Origin of the sequence: Curtobacterium sp. YC1 (genome assembly GCF_016267665.1) — a bacterium.
Classification (GTDB): domain Bacteria; phylum Actinomycetota; class Actinomycetes; order Actinomycetales; family Microbacteriaceae; genus Curtobacterium.
Genome location: NZ_CP066341.1, coordinates 2,463,930 through 2,485,189 on the forward strand (window position 1 = coordinate 2,463,930; position 21,260 = coordinate 2,485,189).

A 21,260-nucleotide genomic window follows, 5' to 3' on the forward strand; every position below is an offset into this window, starting at 1 on the left:
GGACACGCCGACGGCCCGCGGACCCGCGCCCTGTCGGGTGGATTTCGGCTCTCTGTCGGGTCGCGAGCGTGGGGCCGGACGCGCGTCGCTCGTACTGTGGGCGACATGAGCGAGACACGGATCGTCGGGCTGCGGACCGAGCGGGGCTGGACACAGGAACGCCTGGCCGAGGTCAGCGGGGTGACGGTCCGGACCGTCCAGCGGCTCGAGGCGGGGAACGACGTGAGCCTCGACACCCTGTCGCGTCTGGCCGGGGCACTCGAGGTCCCGCTCCGTGACCTCGTCGCGGAACGCGCCGAGCGCGACGACACCGGCAACGCTGGCAGCACCGACGACATCGACGACACCGGCGGTCCGGCCGCCGGGGACGACGCTGCTGCTCGGCACTTCGCCGACGCAGCGCGGAGTGCCTGGCGCGACATCGCCCTCGGGGTGGCCCTGCTCGTGACGTCGCCGGCCCCGGTCGTGCTGCTGATCGCGGGGGCCGACGCCGGCCTCGTCCCCACGAGCGTCGAGGTCGCCATCGCGATCGGGCTCGGGGCGCTGCTCGCGATCGCCCTGGTCGCGACGCTCCACCTCGTCCGGGCGTCCGGCCGGCTGTCCCCGTTCCTGCCGATCCGCCAGGAACGGGTGCGGTTCGGCGCGCGGGCGCTGCGGTGGGCCGAGCGCCTCGAGGGCGTCCACCGACGGCAGCGCACCCGGGCGACGGCGGTCGCCTGCGCGATGTGGGTGTCCTCGCCGCTGCCGCTCATCGTCGTCGCGCTGATCGAACCCGGCCGGGGTCAGGGCCTCTGGATCGCCGCCGCGACCGCCGTCCTGCTCGTCGTCGTCGCCGCGGGGGCGTTCACCGCGCTGCGGACCGCGTGGGCCCCGTACGTGCAGGCGAAGCTGGCCCCGGCAGTCGAAGCTCGCGCGACCGTCTGAGGAGGGGCCGCCACAGCCGAGCCGTCGACCGGGCCGCCCACCCGGCCCGAGCGGTCCCCGCGGAGCCGCACCGTGCCTCCAGACCGCGCACCGACCGCCCGCGGTCAGACGGCCGTCACCCGGAACGGGACCACGCAGTCGGCCGGCATGAGCGGCGGCTGCAGACCGACGGTGCCGAGCACCCGTCCGCGGAACACCCGCTCGCCGGACCACCACGGCGGTCGGACCAGCCCGTGACCGTCACCGATGACGACCGGGTCGACGCGGTACTCGGCGTCCGGGTCGAGGTCGCGGAACGTGACCCGGCCCGTGCCCGACACGTCGGAGCGGCCGGTGCTCGCCAGGAAGAACACCGCGCTCCGTCGGTCGGGGGCGACGGAGCCGTACACCAGTCGGGACGGGTCGGTCTCGTCCGAGCGCACCAGGTCGCCGCCGTGCAGCAGACCGCGGACCTCGCGGTACAGCGCGATCCACTCGGCGAGCTCCGCGGACTCGGCCGGGCTCGCCCGGGCCAGGTCCCACTCGATGCCGAGGTGCCCGACCAGGGCGGTGCCGGCACGGAACGCGAGGTCGTGGACGCGGCCGGTGGTGTGGTTCCGCCCGCTCGCGACGTGCGCGCCGAGCATCTCCGGCGGCAGGAGCTGCTGCGTCCACCGGTGCATGTGCTGCCGCTCCAGGGGGTCGATGTCGTCGGACACCCACACCCGGCTGGTGTGCTCGATGACACCCAGGTCGACGCGGGCACCACCGGACGAGCACGACTCGATCTCGAGCGACGGGAACCGCTGTCCGAGCGTCGCCATGAGGCGGTAGGTGGCGAGCGTCTGCTCGTGCACGGCGGCGCCGCCCCCGGGGAACCCGGCGTCGACGAGGTCACGGTTGTGGTCCCACTTGACGGCGTCGACGCCGTACTCGCCGATGATCGCGGTCATGCGTTCGAGCACGTACTCGTACGCCTCGGGGATCGCGAGGTCGAGCACCTGCTGGTCGCGCGACCGGACGGGCAACCGGCCGTCCGCCTGCATGAACCACTCGGGGTGGGCGCGGGCGAGGTCGCTGTCCTCGTTGACCATCTCGGGCTCGAACCACAGCCCGAACTGCATGCCGAGTGCGCGGACGCGGTCGACCAGGGGGCCGAGGCCGTCCGGCCAGACGTCCTCGTCGACGTACCAGTCGCCGAGGCCCGCGTGGTCGTCGCGCCGACCGCGGAACCAGCCGTCGTCGAGCACGTACCGCTCCACGCCGAGTGCCGCAGCCCGCTCGGCGAGGTCGACCAGCCGGGCGAGGTCGTGGTCGAAGTAGACGGCTTCCCACACGTTGATCGTGACGGGGCGCGGGGAGCTGGGGTGCTGCGGACGGCTGCGCAGCCAGCGGTGGAAGCGCCGCGCCTGGTCGTCGAGGCCGTCGCCGTGCGCGAAGTACACCCACGGCCCCTCGTACGACTCGTCGCGTCCGAGCCGCACCTCGCCGGGCAGCAGGAGCTCGCCGCCGCCCACGACCTGCCGACCGGTGCTGAGCCGCTCGGCGTGGTGGCGGTGGTTGCCGCTCCACGCCGTGTGTACGCCCCACACCCGGCCGTGGGCGAACCCGAAGCCGGGCTCCCCGACCGTCAGCACCGTGGCGGCGTCCGCACCGGTCCGGCCCTTCCGTCCCTCGCGCTGGTGGGTGCCGACGACGAGTTCGCGGCGCTGCGGCGTCCGTTCCTTGCCCCAGCGCCCGGCGAAGTCCAGGATCTCGCGCGCACCGGACGGGATCGGCATCGCCACGGTGAGGTCGTCGACGGTGTAGACGCCCGCGGCGGTGTTCGTCACGGCGGCCCGGGCGCGGACGAGTCCGGAGTCGAGCATCTCGACCGTCAGCCGGACGGCCAGCCCGGCGGTGGTGTCGACGGCGTGAGCGGTGAGCGTGGTGTCGGTCACGTCGAGCGCGGTCACGGTGAACGCCGGTGCCCAGTCGTGGCCGTCACGGTGTCCGGCGAGACCCGGTCGGCCCGTCCAGCCGCGGTGCGGTTCCGGCAGCAGCGCCAGGCGGACGGGCTCGTCCATCTCGTTCGGGGCGACCGGGGCGACGTCGGCGTCGGCGAGCGCGGTGAGGGCCGCCTCGTCGAGTGGTCCGAGCGCAGCGCCCCAGTGCACGACGGCGGGCAGGGCGGCACCGCGGCAGTCGAGGACCAGGGACACGCCCCCGGCGGTCAGGTGGACGAGGTCGTGCGGCATGCGGGCTCCAGTCGGCGTCGTTGCACCCCGAGCCTCGCCGGTCGGGGTGCCCGTCGCAACTCCGCGGGCGGCGCGGCTCAGAACCAGCGCTTGACCTTGAACACCACGTACAGGATCGCCGCGAACAGGATCATCGCCAGGATCGACAGCGGGTAGCCCCACGTCCACCCGAGCTCGGGCATGTGGGTGAAGTTCATGCCGTAGATCGCGGCGATCAGGGTCGGTGCGAACAGGATCGCCGCCCAGCCCGAGATCCGCTTGGTGTCGTCGTTCTGCTTCTGCGCCGCCAGGGTGGAGTCGACCGTCAGCGCGTTCTGCAGCAGCTGCCGGAAGGTGTCGAGCCGCTCCACGGTCCGGATGGCGTGGTCGAGGACGTCGCGGAACCGGCGTTGCATCTCGACCGGTAGGTGGTACTTCTCGGCGCCGCGGTGCAGGTTCTCGATGATGTGGATGAGCGGTCGGGCGGCCCGCTGGAAGTCGACGACCTCGCCGAACAGCTCGTACACCCGGCGGGACACCCCGGCCTCACCGGAGAACAGCTGGTCCTCGATCTGGTTGATGTCCTCCTCGAGCCCGTCGATGACCGGGACGTACCCGTCGACGATCGAGTCCATGAGTGCCCAGAGCTGCGCCTGCGGCCCCACCGTCACCAGCCCCGGCTTGCCGCTCATCCGCTGCAGCGCCCGCGGCACGGTCTGCGGGCCACGGGGGTCGGCCTTGACGACGGCCAGGAAGAAGCGCTCCCCCACGAAGGCGTGCACCTCGCCGAAGGCCACTTCTTCCTGCCGGTCGTTGTACAGCGCCGGCTTCAGCACGACGAACAGCGTCGAGCCGTAGCGCTCGAGCTTGGGGCGCTGGTGGCCCTCGGCGGAGTCCTCGACGGCCAGTTCGTGCAGGCCGAGGGCGACCGCGACGTCGCCGAGCTCCTGGGCGTCCGGCTCGTGCAGCACGATGCACGCGCTGGCGCCCTGCTCGTCGAGCATCCGGAAGGTGTCGTCGAGGGACGGGCTCGCGATCGGGGCGATCCGGTCGATGTAGACGGTGTTCAGTTCGACGCTCACGCGACCACCGTACGCAGCACATCGCGTGGACGGACGGGAGGCGCGGCGCGGGCCCGCCCCGCCGCCTGCGGCCCGTCCCCCGCTCCGCTGGACGCGCGGTGCGCGCGGTCCCCCGGCCGGCGTCTACCGTGCAGGTCATCAGCATGCTGACGAAAGGGAGTGTCATGAAGCGCATCTGGAAGCGGATCGCCGTCGCGGTGAGCGCGGTCGTCGCCGTCGTCGGGGCGTACATCGGCTCGGGAGCCGCCGGTGGGACGCCGATCGCCGACGCCGCCGGAGGCGCACTCTCCGCGTCGTCGACCGCGATCGCCCCGGGCGGCCCGGCCTTCTCGATCTGGAGCGTGATCTACGCCGGACTCATCGGCTACGCGGTCCTGCAGCTCGTCCGCACCGCGAACGACGAGCGACACGACCGCCTGGTGCTGCCGGCCGTGCTGTCCCTGCTGCTCAACGCGGCGTGGATCCTGTCGGTGCAGTTCGGGCTGCTGTGGGCCAGCGAGCCGATCATCGTCGCGCTGCTCGTCGTGCTGGTCTGGACGTTCTCGATCCTGCGCCGGACCCGCTCGCGAGGCGTCGTCGAGGCGATCCTGGTCGACGGCACGTTCGGCCTCTACCTGGGGTGGGTGTGCGTCGCGACGGCGGCGAACACGGCCGCGGTGCTGACGGCGGCAGGTTTCCGGGGCTTCGGCCTCGGGCAGGACGTCTGGGGTGTGGTGGTCGCGGCCGTGGCCGGGCTCGTCGGGGTGCTGCTGGCGTCCTGGGGGCGCGGTCGCCTCGCCCCGGCGGCCTCGCTCGCGTGGGGCCTGGCGTGGGTGGCGGTCGCCCGGTTCGAGGGACCGCTCGTCTCCGTGCCGACGGCGGTCACGGCCGTGGTGGCCGCGGCGGCGGTGGTCGTCGTGACCGTGGTCGTGCGGGCGCGCGCCGGGTGGGTGGCTGCCTGACGCACGAGCCCCGGCACGTCGTTTCGTGCTGAGCGACACCTCACGCAGCCGCTGGGCCGTGAGGTGTCGCTCAGCGCGAAGACTCGGGGGGCGTCAGCGCGGCCTCAGCGCGCGGCGGCCACCAGGTCGTGGGCGGCGGCGACCGCGGCGTTCGTGACCGCTCCCCCGTGCACGTTCAGGCCGGCGGCGAGCGCGGGATCGGCCTCGAGCGCGGCCTGCCACCCGCGGTCGGCGATCGCGACGGCGTAGGGCAGCGTGGCGTTCGTCAGCGAGATCGTGCTCGTGCGCGGCACGGCCCCCGGCATGTTCGCCACGCAGTAGTACACGGTGTCGTGCACGGCGAAGGTCGGGTCGTCGTGGGTGGTCGGGTGCGACCCCTCGAAGCAGCCGCCCTGGTCGATCGCGATGTCGACGAGCACCGACCCCGGTCGCATGTCCGCGACCATGGCGTCGGTCACGAGCTTCGGCGCCGACGCCCCGGGGATCAGGACCGAACCGATCACCAGGTCGGCGTCGCGCAGTGCCTCGCCGATGGCGTGGGCCGACGACCGCAGGGTCGTGATGCGGCCGTCGAACCGGGCGTCGAGTGCGCGCAGCCGCGGCAGGCTGATGTCGAACACGGTGACGTCGGCACCCATGCCGAGCGCCATCGTCGCGGCGTGCTCGCCCGCGACGCCGCCGCCGATCACGACGACCCGTCCCTTCGGTGCGCCGGGGACCCCGCCGAGCAGCAGCCCCCGCCCGCCGTTCGCGCGCATCAGGTGGTGGGCGCCGACCTGGGCGGACAGGCGGCCGGCGACCTCGGACATCGGCGACAGCAGCGGGAGCGAGCGGTCCGGCAGCTGCACGGTCTCGTAGGCGATCGCGGTGGCCCCGGAGTCGACGAGCGCGTCGGTCAACGGGCGGTCGGCGGCCAGGTGCAGGTAGGTGAAGAGCACCTGGCCCGGTCGGATCATCGGGTACTCCGACGCCACGGGCTCCTTGACCTTCAGCACGAGTTCCGCGCGGTCCCAGACCTCGGCGGCGGAGTCGACGATCGTGGCACCGGCAGCGCGGTACTCGTCGTCGGTGAAGGCCGAACCCACACCGGCCCCGGCCTGCACCAGGACCTCGTGCCCGTGGGCGCTCAGCTCGGCAGCCCCCGCCGGCGTGGCCGCCACGCGGTACTCGTTGTTCTTGATCTCGGTCGGGACGCCGATGCGCATGCGGACTCCTTCGTGGGCGGTGCGTTCGTCTCCACCATTGAGCCGCGGATTCGCTCCGAGCACCGTCCCACCGAAGATCCGAGCAGGATCAGCCGGATCCGTGCGACGTGATTCGGCGGAGCGCCGTCAGCTGCCGCGCAGGGACTCGCTCGGCAGCTCACCGAACCGGGTGCGGTACGTCGCCGAGAAGCGGCCGAGGTGTCCGAACCCCCAGGTGCGCGCGACCTCGGCCACCGTCGTCTCGTCGAAGCCGCTGCTCACCAGGTCGGTGCGCGCGCCGTCGAGCCGCACGCCGCGCAGCAGCTCGCCCGGCGTCTGGTCGAGGTGCCGCCGGAGCGACTGCTGCAGGCCGCGCGGACTCAGTCCCGCGGCACTCGCGATCTCCGGCGTGCCGATCGACTCGCGGGCGTGCTCGTGCACGAACTCCAGGGCACGGCGCAGCCGCTCGTGCTCGGGACCGCTGCCGGACACCGCGGCGCGCCAGCGGTCGCGGCGGGGGAACGCCCGGATCGCCGCGGTCGCGAACGCCTCGGCGATGTCGCGCTGCTCGATCGGACTCATCGGACGCTCGACGTCGAGCCAGGTCGACGAGTGCCGGCGCACCACCGACTGCCAGAGCGCCGCGCCCTCGGACGTCGGCCGCCGCATCGTGTCGAAGGCGAAGTCGTCGTCCCCGGCGATCGCCCGGACGAAGTCGCGGTCCAGGTGCACCAGGTTCAGGGCGATGTCGCGGTGGTGCAGCTCGTAGGGCTCGGCGAAGGGCAGCACGACGGGCACGCCCGCCTGCAGCTCGTGTTCCTCGCCCCCGGAGGTGATCCGGCTCGAGCCGTGCCGCAGCCAGGCCACCAGGAACTGGTCGTCGACGCGGCTCTCGCTCCGCAGGTCCACCAGGAACCGCGAGGAGCGGAGCGACATGCGCTCGTCACCGACCCCGGCGAAGTCCCAGTACGCGTTCTCGTGGGTGCGCCGGACGACCGGGGCCCGGAAGTCGTAGTCGCCCGTGAAGAACGCGAGCGCCTCGTCCACGTCGTTGCCGACGAGCCGGCGGCGGTACCGCTCGGAGGGCAGTTCGAGAGAAGGCAGCATGGTCCTGAACTTATTGGTACCCACCGACAATCTGCTTCAGATGCTGACTCAGGGCTGCAGGATGGCCTGTCCGACGCTCTCGTCCAGGATCAGGTCGGTCACGAGTCCCGAGGCCAGTGCCCCGCGCAACGATGCGGCCTTCGAGCGACCGGCGACGACGCACACCCGTCGTGGCGCACGCTTGATCGTGTCCAGGTCGGGTCCGCCCGCGCGGGCGTTCACACCGATGTCCCGCCACGACCCGTCGGCCCGGTAGAACACCGTCGACACGTCGCCGACGACCTGTGCCCGGGTGAGCTCCTCGCGGTCCGCCGGGTCGAGGTACCCGCCGGAGTACACGTGCGAGGGCACCGGCGCCTGCGGGGCACCCACACCGAACACGACCAGGTCCATCCGCTCGTGCATGTCGAGCAAACGGCGGATCGAACGCTCGCGGAACAGGGCCTCCTTGGTGGCGGGGTCGTCGAAGAAGGCCGGCACGGGGAACTGCTGCACGAAGGCGCCGTACGCCTCGCCGAACCGCCGCAGGATCTCCGAGGCGTACACGATGCCCGTCGTGCGGGTGTTCGCGGCCCCGTTGATCTGCACGATCGTCGACCCGTGCGTGGTCTTCGGCACGAGGTACCGGCTCACCGCGCTCACCGTCGAGCCCCACGACAGCCCGATCACCATGTTCGACTCGACGTACTGCGTCAGGATCCGGGCGGCCGACAGCGCGACCCGTTCGAGCCGGTCGACGTCGCTCGTGTGGTCGGGCACCGGCACGACGTGCGCGTGCACCCCGAACCGCGACCGGATCGACCGGCTGAGCGCCGCGGCCTGGTCCAGGGGCGACCGGATCTGGATGTCGACCAGGCCGGTGTCGCGCGCGTACTTGAGCAGGCGGGACACCGACGAGCGCGACGTGCCGAGCTCGTCGGCGATGGCGTCCATCGTCAGGTCCTGCAGGTAGTACAGGTGCGCAGCGCGCAGCGCCTGCTGGGTGCGCATGGGCTGACCCGCATCGCTCATGGTGCTCCGATCTGTCGAACGCAACCATGCACGGACGTGCAGGGCGTCTGCAACCCCGGCCGAGCCTCCAGACCGCCCGTTCGCACTGCGCGACACCTGTTCTGCACGTTCGTGCACCCAGGTTGCCCGCAGTGCGCGACGAGCGCACGATCGTTGGTGACCCCACGAACGGACGAAGGAAGCGACGAACCATGTCGAAGAAGACACAGCCCCGGAACACGGTGACCGCCCTCACCGAGCGCCCGAATGCACAGGTCCTCGTCGTCGGCGGCGGCATCAACGGCATCGCCACCTTCCGCGACCTCGCGCTGCAGGGTGTCGACGTCGCCCTGGTCGAGCGCGGCGACTACGCCTCCGGCGCCTCCGCGGCATCGAGCCACATGATCCACGGCGGCATCCGCTACCTGGAGAACGGCGAGTTCCGCCTGGTGCGCGAGAGCGTGCAGGAGCGCAACGGCCTGATCCGCATCGCGCCGCACTACGTCAAGCCGCTGCAGACGACGATGCCGATCTTCTCGACGTTCTCCGGCATCATGAACGCCCCGCTGCGCATGCTGACGCACAAGCAGCGCTCCACCAAGGAGCGCGGCGCGATGCTCATCAAGATCGGCATGACGATCTACGACTCCTTCTCGCGCGACGGCGGCTCCGTCCCGAAGCACGTCTTCCGCACCAAGAAGGCGGCGCTCGAGGACATGCCAGCCCTCAACAAGGACCTGAAGTACACGGGCACCTACTACGACGCGAGCGTGCACGAGCCGGAGCGTCTGGCCCTCGACGTCCTGAAGGACGGCCTGACCGCCGGCACCGGGACCGGCTCCGCGGCGACCGCCCGCGCGACCAACTACGTCGAGGCCGCCGGCACCCGTGACGGCGGCGTGCTGCTGCGCGACCGCGAGACCGGCGATGAGTTCGTGTTCACCGCCGACGTCGTGATCAACGCATCGGGCCCCTGGACCGACCTGACGAACGAGGCGTTCGGCGGCGAGACGAAGTTCATGGGCGGCACGAAGGGCTCGCACATCGTCGTCCACAACGACGAGCTGCTCGAGGCCACCAAGGGCCGTGAGCTGTTCTTCGAGAACGACGACGGCCGCATCGTCCTCATCTACCCGCTCAAGGGCCGGGTGCTCATCGGCACGACCGACATCGACGCCGACCCCGCGAAGCCGGTCACGACGACCGACGAGGAGATCGACTACTTCTTCGGGCTCGTCAAGCACGTGTTCCCGCAGATCGAGGTCACCCGCGACCACATCGTCTACAGCTACTCCGGCATCCGCCCGCTCCCCCGCCACGAGGACACCGCCCCCGGCTTCGTGTCCCGCGACTACCGGATCGTGGACACCCAGATCGCCGGCCTGCCGGAGTCGACCGTGCTGTCGCTCGTCGGTGGCAAGTGGACGACCTTCCGCGCCCTCGCCGCACACCTGTCCACCGAGGCGACGACCAAGCTCGGCATCACCCGCAAGGTCGACACCACCGGCATGCCGATCGGCGGCGGCAAGGACTTCCCGGCCACCGACGCGCAGCGCGCCCTGTGGATCAAGTCCCACCGCGACGGCCTGGACGAGTCCCTCGTCGAGGGCCTGCTCGAGCGCTACGGCACCCGTGCCGCCGAGGTCGTGGACGTCCTGACCGACGGCCCCGTCGAGGCCCTGGAGTCGGACCCGTCGCTCACCCGCGCCGAGGTCGCGTACTTCGCCCGCCACGAGCAGGCCGTCCACCTGGTCGACGTCGTCCTGCGCCGCACGAACCTGGCGTTCGTCGGCGGCGTCACGATCGAGCTGCTCGACGAGCTGGCCGACGTGCTCGCCGGTGCGCTCGACTGGACGACCGAGGAGCGCGCGGACGAGGTGCAGCGCACGCTCGACGTGCTGCGCGAGTCGCACGGCGTGATCGTGCCGCTGACGTCGGCGCAGCTCGCGTAGTCGACGCGACAGACGGGAGGCGCGGTGCCAGCTGGCACCGCGCCTCCCGTCCGTCTGCTGGTCGCGTCAGCGCCCGCGCGTCAGAACCGCTCGCCGGTGGGGTCGAGCGCCGTGCGGTCGATGAGCTGGTCGCCGCCGACCGGCTCGCCCTCCCAGTCGACCAGGCGCCAGCCGTCGGCCGAGGAGCCCTCGAGCTCGACGATGCCGGTGTTCTCCAGGTTCCGCTTCGTGCCGAAGTGGTCCGGCGTGTTCTGCGCCGCGGCGCTCGCCCAGGTGCGGATGGCGGCACCGTGGCTCACGGCAGCGGCGACCGCGACCCCGGAGGCCTCGATCTGGCGCACGGCGTCGTCGTACCGCTCGAAGAACTCGGTGCCGCTCTCGCCGCCCGGCATCCGGGTGGTCCGGTCGCCGCCGGACCAGCCGTGCACGGTGGAGATGTAGGTCTGCACCGACACCGTGTCGTTCTTGCCCTGGGTGTCGCCCGCCTCGATCTCGCGGAGCCCGGGCAGGACGACGGGTTCGAGCCCGAGCGCGGTCGCCAGCGGTGCCGCCGTGATCTGCGTCCGGACCATGGTCGACGCGAACAGGCGCTCGATCCCCCGGTCGGCGAGCGCCGCCGGCAGGGCGTCGGCCTGCTGCTGCCCGAGCTCGGTCAGCCCGGGTCCGGGCACCACGGCATCGAGGATGCCGTGCACGTTCGCGGGGGTCTGGCCGTGGCGGATGAGCAGCAGTCGCATGCCGCCACCCTACGGACCGCCGCCGACGTCAGCCCTGACGCGTGTTCCAGCGGGGGTCCTTCTTGTTGATGACGTAGACGCGGCCCCGGCGCCGGACCACCTGCGAGCCGGGGATCTTCTTGAGTGCCTTGAGCGAGTTGCGGACCTTCACGTCGAGCCTCCTTGTTGAGAACGGTTGTCAGTTACAGTAGCCCACATGCGTGCTGCTGCCATCACCCTCGTCACCGCCCTGCACCAGGTCGACACCGACCGTCTCGCCGCCCGGATCACCACCGGGCACCGCATGCTCGCCGGGGGCAGTGCCCTCGCCGCGGCACGGGCGATCGCCGACCGTGCGGACCGACTCGACCAGGTGTGCGGACCGACGGCGGACCACGGCCTCGTCGTCACCATGACCCCCGGCGCCGACGCACGAGCGGTCGGCATGATGCTCGCGAACGCCGCCCGTTCCGAGACCGGAGACGACCGGGTGCTCCGCCACGTCGTCGGGGTGTTGCGCGCGGACGACGTCGCGCACCTGCTCTGGTCGGACGTCGACGACGCGTTCGTGGCCGCCGACCGGGTGACGGCACTGGTGGAGTACGCGACCGTCATCGCCCTCGACCGGGTCGAACCGCTGTCCGGACGCCGCCGTCGCGCCCTCGTCTCGCTGCTCCACCGCCTGGCTCCCCAGGCCGTGATCGTCGCACTGCCCGCGATCCGGAGCGCCGCCGACCTGCCGGCGTCGAACGGCGGCGCGGCACGGGTGCTCGCCACCGGAGCGGGTTGGATGCGGGCCCTGTCGAGCGGTGCCGACGCCGGTCGCGAGGCCCGCGACGACCTGGTGTCGATGCGCTACCGCGAGCCCCTGCCGTTCCACCCCGTGCGGCTGGCGACCGCCGTCGAACGGGACCTGGCTGCCGGGGCGAACGGTCGCGTACTGCGGTCGAAGGGGTTCTTCCGCCTGGCGTCACGCCCCGACCACGTCGGCTCGTGGTCGAGCTTCGGCGCGATGCTGGCGCTCGACCCGACCGCGAACCCGTCGTGGGACGCCGACGCCCCGATCGGTCAGGCGCTGTGGTTCGTCGGTGAGCGGTTGGACGTCCGGGCGATCGAGCGGGCACTGGACCACGCACTGCTCAGACCGTCGGAGCTGCTGGCCGGGCCCGACGTCTGGCGCGGCTGGGCCGACCCGTTCCCGGTGTGGCCCGCGGCGGACCCGGCGCCCGGGCACCGGCACGAGTGACCGAGGCCCTACCATCGGCAGCGTGGCGATCGAACCCGAGACGAAGAACTGGACGTGGGTCATCGAGTCCGCGTGTCCCGAGTGCGGCTACGACGGCAGCGTGGTGACCGTCCGCGACGTGCCGGGCATCATCGACGAGAACACCGCCGCGTGGCCGGAGGTCCTCCGGCGCGACGACGTGCGCGACCGTCCGGACGACCACACCTGGTCGCCGCTCGAGTACGGCGCCCACGTGCGGGACGTGCACCGGAAGATGGCCGAGCGCCTCGAGCTCATGCTCACCCAGGACACCCCGACCTTCGCGAACTGGGACCAGGACGCCACCGCCGTCGAGGACCGCTACTCCGAGCAGGACCCCGCGGTCGTCGCCGAGGAGCTGCGCGAGTCGGCCGACCGCGCGGCCCGGGCCTTCGCGGCGGTCCCCGACGCGGTGCTCGAGCGCACCGGGCTCCGGTCCGACGGCAGCGCCTTCACCGTCGCGACGCTCGCCACCTACTACGCGCACGACCCGGTGCACCACCTGTGGGACGTGCGGCGCACGCCCTAGACGCGGGGATAAAGGGCCGGGAGGCGCGGCGCGGCCCCGCACCGCGCCTCCCGTCCGGCGACGGTCACCACCGGATCCGGCACCGACCGGGGTCGGTCAGGCGAGGGCGTCGAGCACGGCCCGCGCGGTCGCGGCGTCCGTGACGAGCTCGTTCACGAGCCCGCCGTGCACCGCGCCGATGATGCTCGGGACCTTCGCGCTGCCGACGGCGACCCCCACGGCGTGCGGCACCGACGCCAGGATCTCGCGCGAGGTCCGCACCATCCGGTCGCTGCCGGGGAACTCGATGGCCGAACCGTCGGCGGCGTAGAAGTTCAGGCAGACGTCACCCGCGGCGTGGTCGAACACGGCGTCGTCGGTCGGGATGCCCCTCGCCAGGGCGTCGCGGGTGGGGGTGGGTGCGCCGATCCCGAGGATCGCACCCTTCGCGCGGCTCCAGAGTCCGACGACGTGCTGGAACGCCGGGTCCTCGTCGAGGGTCGACCGCATCGCGGGCGAGGGCAGCGCCTGCGCGAACAGGAACGCCGGGATGGCGCCCGAGTGCTCGGCGGCGGTGCGCGTGATCTCGTTCGTCTGGAACCACGGCATCGGGTCGGTCTGCCCGCCCACGGTCGGCACGAGCTGGACGCCCGGCATCGTCGGCATGCCGGACCGGGCGACGTCGTGGACGGTGCGACCGGACGACATCAGGACGGCGTCGCCGGGGACCAGGCCCATGCCCTCCACCGCCGCAGCGATCGGACCGGCCAGGTCGGCGCCGAGCGTCGCGGCGTGGGTGACCGCGGCGAGGTGCACCGCGCGCAGGCCGAGCACGACCTGCAGGCGTTCGGCGAGCGCCACCGTCTCGTCCTGGAACGGGTCGACGACCTCGATGCGGACGAGTCCGGCCTTGCGGGCCTCGGCGACGAGCCGCGAGACGGTCGGCCGCGAGACCCCCAGGCGGGCCGCGATCTCGACCTGCGTGGCGTCCTCGAGGTAGTACATGCGCGCCGCCTGGTAGACGGTGTCGAGCGGGAAGCGGGTCCGGGCAGCCTCGGCGGTGGGGACGTCGGCGGACATGGGGCGATGCTACCGCCTCTGCTCGGGCAGAAATTGTGTGCTGGACAGATGTCCAGGTGCCGCGCACACTGGGACGGGGCCCGGTGCCACGGGCCGGGAAGGAACACACGCATGACGTACCGTCTCGTGATCGGGTCCGACGACGCCGGGTTCGACTACAAGGAGATCATCAAGGCCGACCTGCTCGCCGACGAGCGCGTGTCGGACGTCACCGACGTCGGGGTGGACGCCGACGGGCACACCGCGTACCCGCACGTCGCGGTGGACGCCGCACGACTCGTGGCGAACGGCGAGGCCGACCGCGCGATCCTGGTCTGCGGCACGGGTCTCGGCGTCGCGATCAGCGCCAACAAGGTGCCCGGCATCCGCGCGGTCACGGCCCACGACTCGTACAGCGTGGAGCGCTCGGTGCTGTCGAACGACGCCCAGGTGCTCTGCATGGGGCAGCGCGTCGTCGGCATCGAGCTCGCGCGCCGCCTGGCGAAGGAGTGGCTCGGCTACGAATTCGACCGCACCAGCGCGAGCGCGTCGAAGGTCCAGGCGATCTGCGAGTACGACGGCAGCGCGCCCGCCGGCGTCGACGCGCAGGGCTAGCCCCGCGTCCGCAGATCATCCTCCGGGTGGATGGTGGTGCTGCGCGGCGGGGAGCACTGTGGGAACAGGTGGGACGCCCAGCTGCCTGTCGGCGGGCGGACGTACCGTGCTCACGTCTCTGATGCTCCACGATGGGAATCCCGATGAAGAAGTCAGCCTGGCTGCCAGCCGTCATCGCACCGGTCGTCGTCGCCGGCGCCGTTGCCGCCCCGATGATCGCGAACGCCGCGAACGACCCGATCGCGGGGAAGAACCCCACCGCCGCTGACGTCATCGCGAGCATCGCCGAGTCGTCGGACGCCCAGTACTCCGGCAAGCTCGCGCAGACGAGCGCACTCGGGCTCCCCGAGCTCCCGACCGGCTCCGGTGGTTCGTCGCTCGAGGGCGACGCGTCGGACGTCCTCGGTCTGCTCACGTCGTCGCACACCGCCCGGGTGTACGTCGACGGCCCGGACAAGCAGCGCTTCCAGCTGACGCAGCAGCTCGCCGAGCAGGACGTCGTCCGCAACGGGTCGGACGTCTGGACGTGGGACTCGAAGGACCGCACGGCCACGCACGTTACCCTGCCGAGCGACGCGCCCGAGGACCTGCGGGACGGCACGACCACCCCCGCCGACGTCGCGCGGCAGGCCGTCGACGCGATCACCCCGACCACCGCTGTGTCGGGGCCGACCGCGGTGCGCGTCGCCGGGCACGACGCCTGGCAGATCACCCTGACGCCGAAGTCGTCGGACACCCTCGTCGGTGCCGTGCGCCTGGCCGTCGACCAGCAGACCGGACTCCCGCTCCGGGCGACCGTCGAGGCCGCCGGCTCCGACGACCCCGCGGTGCAGGTCGGCTTCACGAGCCTCGACTACGGCGCTCCGGCCGCTCGACTGTTCGACTTCACCCCGCCGTCCAACGCAGAGGTGACCGAGAAGGACCTGTCCGACGCCGGCACGCACGAGCAGCGCGGACACGGCGGCCACGACCGTGCACGCAGCGGCGACGAGCCGACGTTCTCCGGCACGGGCTGGGGCACCATCGCCGAGCTGCCCGCCGGCACGGTCGACCGGTCCGATCTCGAGGGCGATGCCTCGGGTCTGCTCGACCAGCTGACGAAGCCGGTCGACGGCGGACGCGCCGTGCAGACCGCCCTGGTGTCCGTCTACCTGACCGACGACGGCCGCGTGCTCGCGGGTGCGGTGCCAGTGTCCTCCCTGGTCGCCGCCGCGAAGTGAGCACGGACGACCCGAGCGTGGGGACGGCCGTCCCCGACGCACCCACGACCCCGACCGCATCTGACCTCGCGATCCGCACCACGGGCCTCCAGAAGGTCTTCCGCAGGCAACGCGCGGTCGACGGCATCGACCTGGCGGTGCCGCGCGGGGCCGTCTTCGGGTTCCTCGGACCGAACGGTTCCGGCAAGACCACCACGATCCGGATGCTCCTGGGCCTGTCGAGCGCGACGGGCGGCACGATCGAGGTGCTCGGCCGCTCGATGCCGAAGGCGCTGCACGACGTCCTGCCGCGGGTCGGAGCACTGGTCGAGGGGCCGGCGTTCTACCCGTACCTGTCCGGCCGGGCGAACCTGCAGCGCTTCGACGCCGCCGACCCCACCTCGGACCCGCGCACCCGGAAGGCTCGCGTGGCGAGCGCCCTCGACCGCGTCGGACTGACCCACGCCGCCGACAAGAAGGCGCACGCGTACTCGCTCGGCATGAAGCAGCGGCTCGGGCTCGCGAACGCCCTGCTCTCGCCGCGGGACCTGCTGGTGCTCGACGAGCCGACGAACGGCCTCGACCCGCAGGGCACCCGCGAGGTCCGCAACCTCATCCGGTCCCTGGCGGACGACGGCACGACGGTGTTCGTGTCGAGCCACCTGCTCGCCGAGATCGAGCAGGTGTGCACGCACGCCGCGGTGATGCGGACGGGTCGGATCGTGGCCCAGGGTCCGCTCGACGAACTCCGGGCCGCCGGAGCCCGCACCGTGACCGTCCGCACGCCGGACGTCGGGCAGGCCGCCACGGTGCTGACCCGGCTCGGACTCGCACCCCGGCACGACGGCGGGGCCGACGTCCTGGTCGCCGACCTGCCGCACGAGCTGCTGCCGGAGACCATCACCGCCGAACTCGTCCGCGCCGACGTGCGGGTGCGTGGCGTGGCGGTGGGCGGCGGCACCCTCGAGGACCTGTTCGTCGCGCTCACCGGAGAGGGATTCGATGTCGCAGCCTGACGCCGCCGTGCCGACCGCACGCCGGCAGCGCCCGTTCGCCCTGCTCGGATCCGAACTCGCCCTGGTCTTCCGACGCCGGCGCACCTGGGCGATGCTCGGGGCGCTCGCGCTCGTGCCGATCCTGATCGCCGTCGCCGTCAAGCTGACGACCGACGGCGACGACGGCGGGCCGGCGTTCCTCGGCGACATCACCAACAACGGCCTGTTCGTGGCCTTCACCGCCCTGACGGTGTCGATCCCGCTGTTCCTGCCGCTCACGGTGGGCGTGGTGGCCGGTGACACCGTCGCGGGCGAGGCGAGCCACGGCACCATCCGCTACCTGCTCGTCGCACCGACGGGCCGGCTGCGGTTCGTGCTCGTGAAGTTCGCCGGGGCGGTGGCGTTCTGCCTCGCCGCCACGCTGCTCGTCGTGCTGGTCGGGGCCGCGATCGGCGCGGTCCTCTTCCCGATCGGCCCGGTGACGCTGCTGTCCGGCACGCAGGTGGGCGGCTGGTCGTACGCCGGGCGCGCGCTGCTGCTGGCGCTGTACGTGGCGATGTCGATGCTCGGACTCGTGGCGATCGGCATGTTCGCCTCGACCCTGACGAACGTGCCGGTCGGGGCGATGGCCGCGACCGTCGTGCTCGCCGGGGCGTCGCAGGTGCTCGACCAGCTCCCCCAGCTCGACTGGCTGCACCCGTTCCTGTTCTCGCACCAGTGGCTCGGGTTCGGCGACCTGCTGCGTGACCCGATCGCGTTCGACTCGTTCGGCGCGAACGCCGTCCTGCAGCTCGGGTACGTCGTGGTCTTCGGGGCGCTCGCGTTCAGCCGGTTCGCCTCGAAGGACATCCTGAGCTGACGCAGCGCGGCCGGCACCGTGGTGCCGACCGCGCCCACACCTCAGCTCGCGGGCGTCGCCGATCCACCGGCCATCGTCTCCGTGTCGGTCCCCCGCGCCTCGGCGTACCGGTCGCGCAGGTCACGGGCCTTCTCGGAGCGGTACCAGTCCAGCCGCGCCCCGGTCTCGACCGTCTGCATGCCGATCACGACCTTGCCGCGGGACTTCATCTCGGCCAGGTCCTCGTACGCCTCGACGATGTACTCGAACGGGTAGAAGCCCGAGATGAGCACCTGCACGCGTCGGTCCTGCACGGCCTTCGTCAGCAGCGTCAGGAGTTCCCGGGTCTCCTCGTCCTCGGCGGGGGCGCGGAGGAACCGCACCTCGATGTCGCGGCGCTCCTCGGATGACACGAACCGCTTCTCGCTGACGCCGAGTCGCTCGGCCAGCAGTTCCGCGTTGCTCTCGCCGTGGTTGTCGATGAAGGCCGTGATCGGGCGCCCGCCGGCGATGGCGCGGATGCGGTCCTCCTCGCCCTCGCCGTACACGACGGGCAGCGTCCCGATCTGGCGCAGGTAGTCGTGGTTGCGTGCGCTGCCGAGGGCGATCACGGTCGCTCCGGCGTCGTGCGCCAGCTGGCACTCGATGTGACCGACCCCGCCGGCGGCCGCGGTGACGACGACGGTGTCCTCGGGCCCCAGGCGGAGCGATCGCACGACCGACACCGCGGTGCACCCCGCCAGGTACAGGCCGCCGGCGACCTCCCAACCGACGTGTTCCGGCTTCTTGATGACGGCGCCGCGCGGCACGACGATCCAGGTGGCGTGCGCTCCGCCGTTCGGCGCGTGGCCCATCACCTCGTCACCGACCCGCAGGTCCTTCACCCCGTCGCCCTTGGCGCGCACGATGCCGGCGAAGTCCACACCCTGGCGGGCGGGGAACTCGAGGTCGACGTGGTCGCGCAGCTTCCCCTCGCGCAGGAACCGCTCGATGTGGTTCAGGCCGGCGGCGACGATCTCGACGACGATCTCTCCGGGGCCGGCCGACGGCTTCTCCTGGGGGACGAGTTCGACGACGTCGAAGTCGCCGTACCGGTCGTACTGGACTGCACTGCCGATCCGCATGGCTGCTCCTCTGCTCCGTGTCGCTCCGGCCTACTCGGTGTTCCCGCGTGCAACCCGAACAGGCGGGGTACCGACACGGGGACGGGACCCGGTGACGGACGGGAGGCCCGTGGCGGACACGGCCCCGGGCCTCCCGTCCGTCACGGCGCACGTCCGGCGCGCAGGCGTGCGCTCAGTGTTTGCCGGCCGCCGCGATGACCGACGCGACCGTGGCGGCGTCGATGTGGAACGCGAGCGGTTCGCCCTCGGGACGCGGTGCGCGCACCGGTGTCGACCAGACGGAGCCGTCCGCGGCGACGTCCACGACGAGCGCGCCGCTGTCCAGGGTCGCCGACTCCTCGTCGTGGGCGCCGGTGACGTCCGTGTCGTTCGCGACCCCGGGTGCGACCAGGACCGGCACGCCGGCCAGTGATCCCGCGAAGTGGTGGTGGTAGTGGCCGCCGAGCACGACGCGGACGTCCGAGCCGCGCAGAGCGTCGGCGAGCGCGTCGGGGTTCTGCAGCCGCAGGGCCTCGTGCAGCTCGGTCGGAGCCGGCAGGGGCGGGTGGTGGAGGACGACGACGGTGCCGTGCGGAGCGGGTTCCGCGCCCAGCGCCGCGCGGAGCCGCTCGAGCGACGTCCCGTCGATCTCGCCGTACCCGGCGCCGGGGACGCTCGTGTCGACGGTCACGATGCGGCGGCCGGCGACGACCGACTGCCCGGACACCGGGACCTCGGGCGGCAGGTACTCCATCGTGTGCGCCAGCGGCTGACCGCCCTCGCCCAGCACGTGACCGTTCGCGAGCACCTGCCGGAAGCCCTCGCGCAGGTCGTGGTTGCCCGGCACGGCGACGAGGGCCGCTCCGTGTCGCTCGGCCCAGCCACCGATCCGCTCGCGCACCGCGGTGTACGAGGCCGGGCTGCCGTCCTCGGACACGTCGCCCGACACCACGACGAGCCCGACGCCGGGCAGGTCGTCGAGGTGGCCGAGCAGGCGGTCGAGCGCGGCGGTGGTGTCGACCGATCCCTGGTGCAGGGCTCCGTCGCCAGTCAGGTGGGTGTCGGACAGGTGGAGGATCCGGAGGGTCCCGGCGGCGGGCGGCTGCATGTCCACCACGGTAGCCACGGCGGTCGTGCGCCGCACCGGTCGCGGGTTAGCGTTGCCTGGTGACCGACGCGTTCATCGACCTCCGCTCCGACACCGTCACCCGTCCGACCGCCGCGATGCGCGCAGCGATGCTCGACGCCGAGGTCGGCGACGACGTCTTCGGCGAGGACCCGACGACGAACCTGCTCGAACAGGACGTCGCGGCACTGCTCGGGCACGAGGCCGGCCTGTTCACTCCGACCGGTTCGATGGCGAACCAGCTCGGGCTGCGGCTGCTGGTCGGCCCCGGCGAGGAACTCGTCGCCGACCAGCAGGCCCACGTGGTGCGGGCCGAGCTCGGCGCCGCCGCGGTGTTCTCCGGCATCACCACCCGCACCTGGGCGTCGGATCGCGGGCGGCTCGTCGCCTCGGCCGTGCGGGACATCGCCGAGCCGAACGCCGGCGCCTACTCGGTGTCGACCACCGCCATCGCGGTCGAGAACACGCACAACTTCGGCGGCGGCACGGTGCAGCCCGCGTCCGAGGTCTCCGCCGTGCAGGCCTTCGCTCGGGAGCACGGGATCGCGGTGCACCTGGACGGCGCCCGGCTGTGGAACGCGCACGTCGCCTCGGCCACCCCGCTGCACGATCTGGCCGCCGGGTTCGACACCGTGTCCGTCTGCCTGTCCAAGGGCCTCGGCGCACCGGTCGGCTCGGTGCTCGTCGGGTCGACGGAACGCATCGCGGCGGCGCGGATCTGGCGGAAGCGGTACGGCGGCGGCATGCGGCAGACCGGGTTCCTCGCGGCGGCGGCGCGGTTCGCGCTGACGCACCACGTCGAGCGGCTGGCCGAGGACCACGCGAACGCCCGGGTGCTCGCCGCGGCACTCGACGTCGATCCGGACACCGTCGAGACGAACATCGTGTTCGCCGAGGTGTCCGATCCGCCGGCGTTCGTGGCCGCTGCGGCCGCCGCCGGGGTCCGGGTGATGCAGCTCGGTCCGCGTCGGGTGCGGTTGGTGACGCACCTCGACGTCTCCGGCGACGACGCTGCCCGCGCGGCGGAGGTGCTGGGCCGCCTGCCGCGGTGACGCGCGGTACGACGACCTGTGCAGGGCCTCAGTCGGCCGTCGTGTCGGTATCCGGGGTCCGGCGCGGGCCCCACAGGAGTGCCCCGACCACGAGCCACGCGATGGTCGCCAGCACCGCCATGAACCCGAACAACGCCACCAGCGTCGATGCTCCTGACGCGTACCCGCCCGCGACGTACGCGTAACCGGAGTCCGACGGTGGCGCGACCATCTGCACCAGGACGTTCAGCACGATGAGCGCACCGCCCACCACGGCGATGGCGCCGAGGGTGAACTGGTAGGGGTTCCGGCCACGCAGGTGTCGCATGCGTCCACCGTAGGGTTCCGGACGCCGCCGGCCCATCCCCCGATGGCGGGGCGGGTGGTGGTGGTGGACGACAGCAGCCGACGGCAGCGACGACCGGGAGAGG

Annotated in this window: 21 protein-coding genes; 10 read left to right on the plus strand and 11 right to left on the minus strand. The window is 72.6% G+C overall.

From position 1 onward, the window contains the following. The first annotated feature begins 105 nt into the window (after positions 1-105). Positions 106-924 (plus strand): helix-turn-helix domain-containing protein, encoded by an 819-nt coding sequence (locus I8920_RS11610; protein WP_198656485.1) that lies wholly within the window; start codon positions 106-108, stop codon positions 922-924. Positions 925-1,028: 104 nt separating this feature from the next. Here the strand turns inward: I8920_RS11610 and I8920_RS11615 are convergent, their stop codons facing one another. Then, a complete protein-coding gene (locus I8920_RS11615; protein ID WP_198656486.1) occupies positions 1,029-3,140 on the minus strand; it encodes an alpha-galactosidase in 2,112 nt (703 codons plus the stop codon). 77 nt (positions 3,141-3,217) lie between these two features. Next, on the minus strand, positions 3,218-4,201 hold the full coding sequence (locus tag I8920_RS11620) for a magnesium and cobalt transport protein CorA (RefSeq protein ID WP_198656487.1): 984 nt from the start codon (positions 4,199-4,201) through the stop codon (positions 3,218-3,220). A gap of 164 nt (positions 4,202-4,365) precedes the next feature. On the opposite strand from I8920_RS11620, the gene I8920_RS11625 reads away from it, so the two are divergent. Next, a complete protein-coding gene (locus tag I8920_RS11625) occupies positions 4,366-5,142 on the plus strand; it encodes a tryptophan-rich sensory protein (RefSeq protein WP_198656488.1) in 777 nt (258 codons plus the stop codon). A gap of 104 nt (positions 5,143-5,246) precedes the next feature. Here the strand turns inward: I8920_RS11625 and ald are convergent, their stop codons facing one another. The 3 genes from ald to I8920_RS11640 all read right to left on the minus strand — a co-directional run bounded on the left by ald (position 5,247) and on the right by I8920_RS11640 (position 8,423). After that, positions 5,247-6,347 (minus strand): alanine dehydrogenase, encoded by a 1,101-nt coding sequence (gene ald / locus I8920_RS11630; RefSeq protein ID WP_198656489.1) that lies wholly within the window; start codon positions 6,345-6,347, stop codon positions 5,247-5,249. 126 nt (positions 6,348-6,473) lie between these two features. Further along, entirely contained in the window at positions 6,474-7,433 is a 960-nt protein-coding gene (locus I8920_RS11635; protein WP_198656490.1) for a helix-turn-helix transcriptional regulator, read from the minus strand. A gap of 48 nt (positions 7,434-7,481) precedes the next feature. Next, entirely contained in the window at positions 7,482-8,423 is a 942-nt protein-coding gene (locus tag I8920_RS11640) for a sugar-binding transcriptional regulator (RefSeq protein WP_198656491.1), read from the minus strand. A 212-nt stretch (positions 8,424-8,635) separates the two neighbouring features. On the opposite strand from I8920_RS11640, the gene I8920_RS11645 reads away from it, so the two are divergent. After that, a complete protein-coding gene (locus I8920_RS11645; protein ID WP_198656492.1) occupies positions 8,636-10,375 on the plus strand; it encodes a glycerol-3-phosphate dehydrogenase/oxidase in 1,740 nt (579 codons plus the stop codon). Between the two features lie 80 nt (positions 10,376-10,455). Here the strand turns inward: I8920_RS11645 and I8920_RS11650 are convergent, their stop codons facing one another. Then, positions 10,456-11,112 carry a histidine phosphatase family protein gene (locus I8920_RS11650; RefSeq protein WP_198656493.1) on the minus strand — a complete coding sequence of 219 codons (657 nt, stop codon included), beginning with the start codon at positions 11,110-11,112 and terminating at the stop codon, positions 10,456-10,458. A 28-nt stretch (positions 11,113-11,140) separates the two neighbouring features. After that, complete coding sequence (ykgO, locus tag I8920_RS11655) at positions 11,141-11,263, minus strand: type B 50S ribosomal protein L36 (protein WP_056224971.1); 123 nt, start codon at positions 11,261-11,263, stop codon at positions 11,141-11,143. Between the two features lie 45 nt (positions 11,264-11,308). Here ykgO and I8920_RS11660 point away from each other — a divergent pair, with 45 nt between their 5' ends. Beyond that, entirely contained in the window at positions 11,309-12,337 is a 1,029-nt protein-coding gene (locus I8920_RS11660) for a GTP-binding protein (protein WP_198656494.1), read from the plus strand. Positions 12,338-12,359: 22 nt separating this feature from the next. After that, on the plus strand, positions 12,360-12,884 hold the full coding sequence (locus I8920_RS11665) for a DinB family protein (protein WP_198656495.1): 525 nt from the start codon (positions 12,360-12,362) through the stop codon (positions 12,882-12,884). A 96-nt stretch (positions 12,885-12,980) separates the two neighbouring features. On the opposite strand, the gene I8920_RS11670 is transcribed toward I8920_RS11665, so the two are convergent. Then, entirely contained in the window at positions 12,981-13,943 is a 963-nt protein-coding gene (locus tag I8920_RS11670; RefSeq protein WP_198656496.1) for a sugar-binding transcriptional regulator, read from the minus strand. A 111-nt stretch (positions 13,944-14,054) separates the two neighbouring features. On the opposite strand from I8920_RS11670, the gene I8920_RS11675 reads away from it, so the two are divergent. From I8920_RS11675 to I8920_RS11690, 4 genes are all read left to right on the plus strand, one after another. Next, complete coding sequence (locus tag I8920_RS11675) at positions 14,055-14,537, plus strand: ribose-5-phosphate isomerase (RefSeq protein WP_198656497.1); 483 nt, start codon at positions 14,055-14,057, stop codon at positions 14,535-14,537. Between the two features lie 143 nt (positions 14,538-14,680). Next, positions 14,681-15,757, plus strand: a complete 1,077-nt coding sequence (locus I8920_RS11680) for a LolA family protein (RefSeq protein ID WP_198656498.1) — start codon at positions 14,681-14,683, stop codon at positions 15,755-15,757. Positions 15,758-15,774: 17 nt separating this feature from the next. Continuing rightward, complete coding sequence (locus I8920_RS11685; protein ID WP_198656499.1) at positions 15,775-16,752, plus strand: ABC transporter ATP-binding protein; 978 nt, start codon at positions 15,775-15,777, stop codon at positions 16,750-16,752. After that, the gene (locus I8920_RS11690) at positions 16,739-17,590 is read left to right on the plus strand and encodes an ABC transporter permease (RefSeq protein WP_198656500.1); all 852 of its coding nucleotides are present in this window, start codon (positions 16,739-16,741) and stop codon (positions 17,588-17,590) included. Before I8920_RS11685 ends, I8920_RS11690 begins: the two co-directional genes overlap by 14 nt. Positions 17,591-17,631: 41 nt before the next feature. Here I8920_RS11690 and I8920_RS11695 read toward each other — a convergent pair whose 3' ends face one another. Further along, complete coding sequence (locus I8920_RS11695) at positions 17,632-18,693, minus strand: NADP-dependent oxidoreductase (RefSeq protein WP_198656501.1); 1,062 nt, start codon at positions 18,691-18,693, stop codon at positions 17,632-17,634. Positions 18,694-18,865: 172 nt separating this feature from the next. Further along, positions 18,866-19,780, minus strand: coding sequence for a metallophosphoesterase family protein (locus I8920_RS11700; RefSeq protein WP_198656502.1), 915 nt, complete (start codon positions 19,778-19,780; stop codon positions 18,866-18,868). Positions 19,781-19,839: 59 nt separating this feature from the next. Here I8920_RS11700 and I8920_RS11705 point away from each other — a divergent pair, with 59 nt between their 5' ends. After that, positions 19,840-20,850, plus strand: coding sequence for a threonine aldolase family protein (locus I8920_RS11705; RefSeq protein WP_198656503.1), 1,011 nt, complete (start codon positions 19,840-19,842; stop codon positions 20,848-20,850). 28 nt (positions 20,851-20,878) lie between these two features. Here the strand turns inward: I8920_RS11705 and I8920_RS11710 are convergent, their stop codons facing one another. Beyond that, the gene (locus tag I8920_RS11710) at positions 20,879-21,157 is read right to left on the minus strand and encodes a hypothetical protein (RefSeq protein ID WP_198656504.1); all 279 of its coding nucleotides are present in this window, start codon (positions 21,155-21,157) and stop codon (positions 20,879-20,881) included. Positions 21,158-21,260 lie beyond the last annotated feature (103 nt).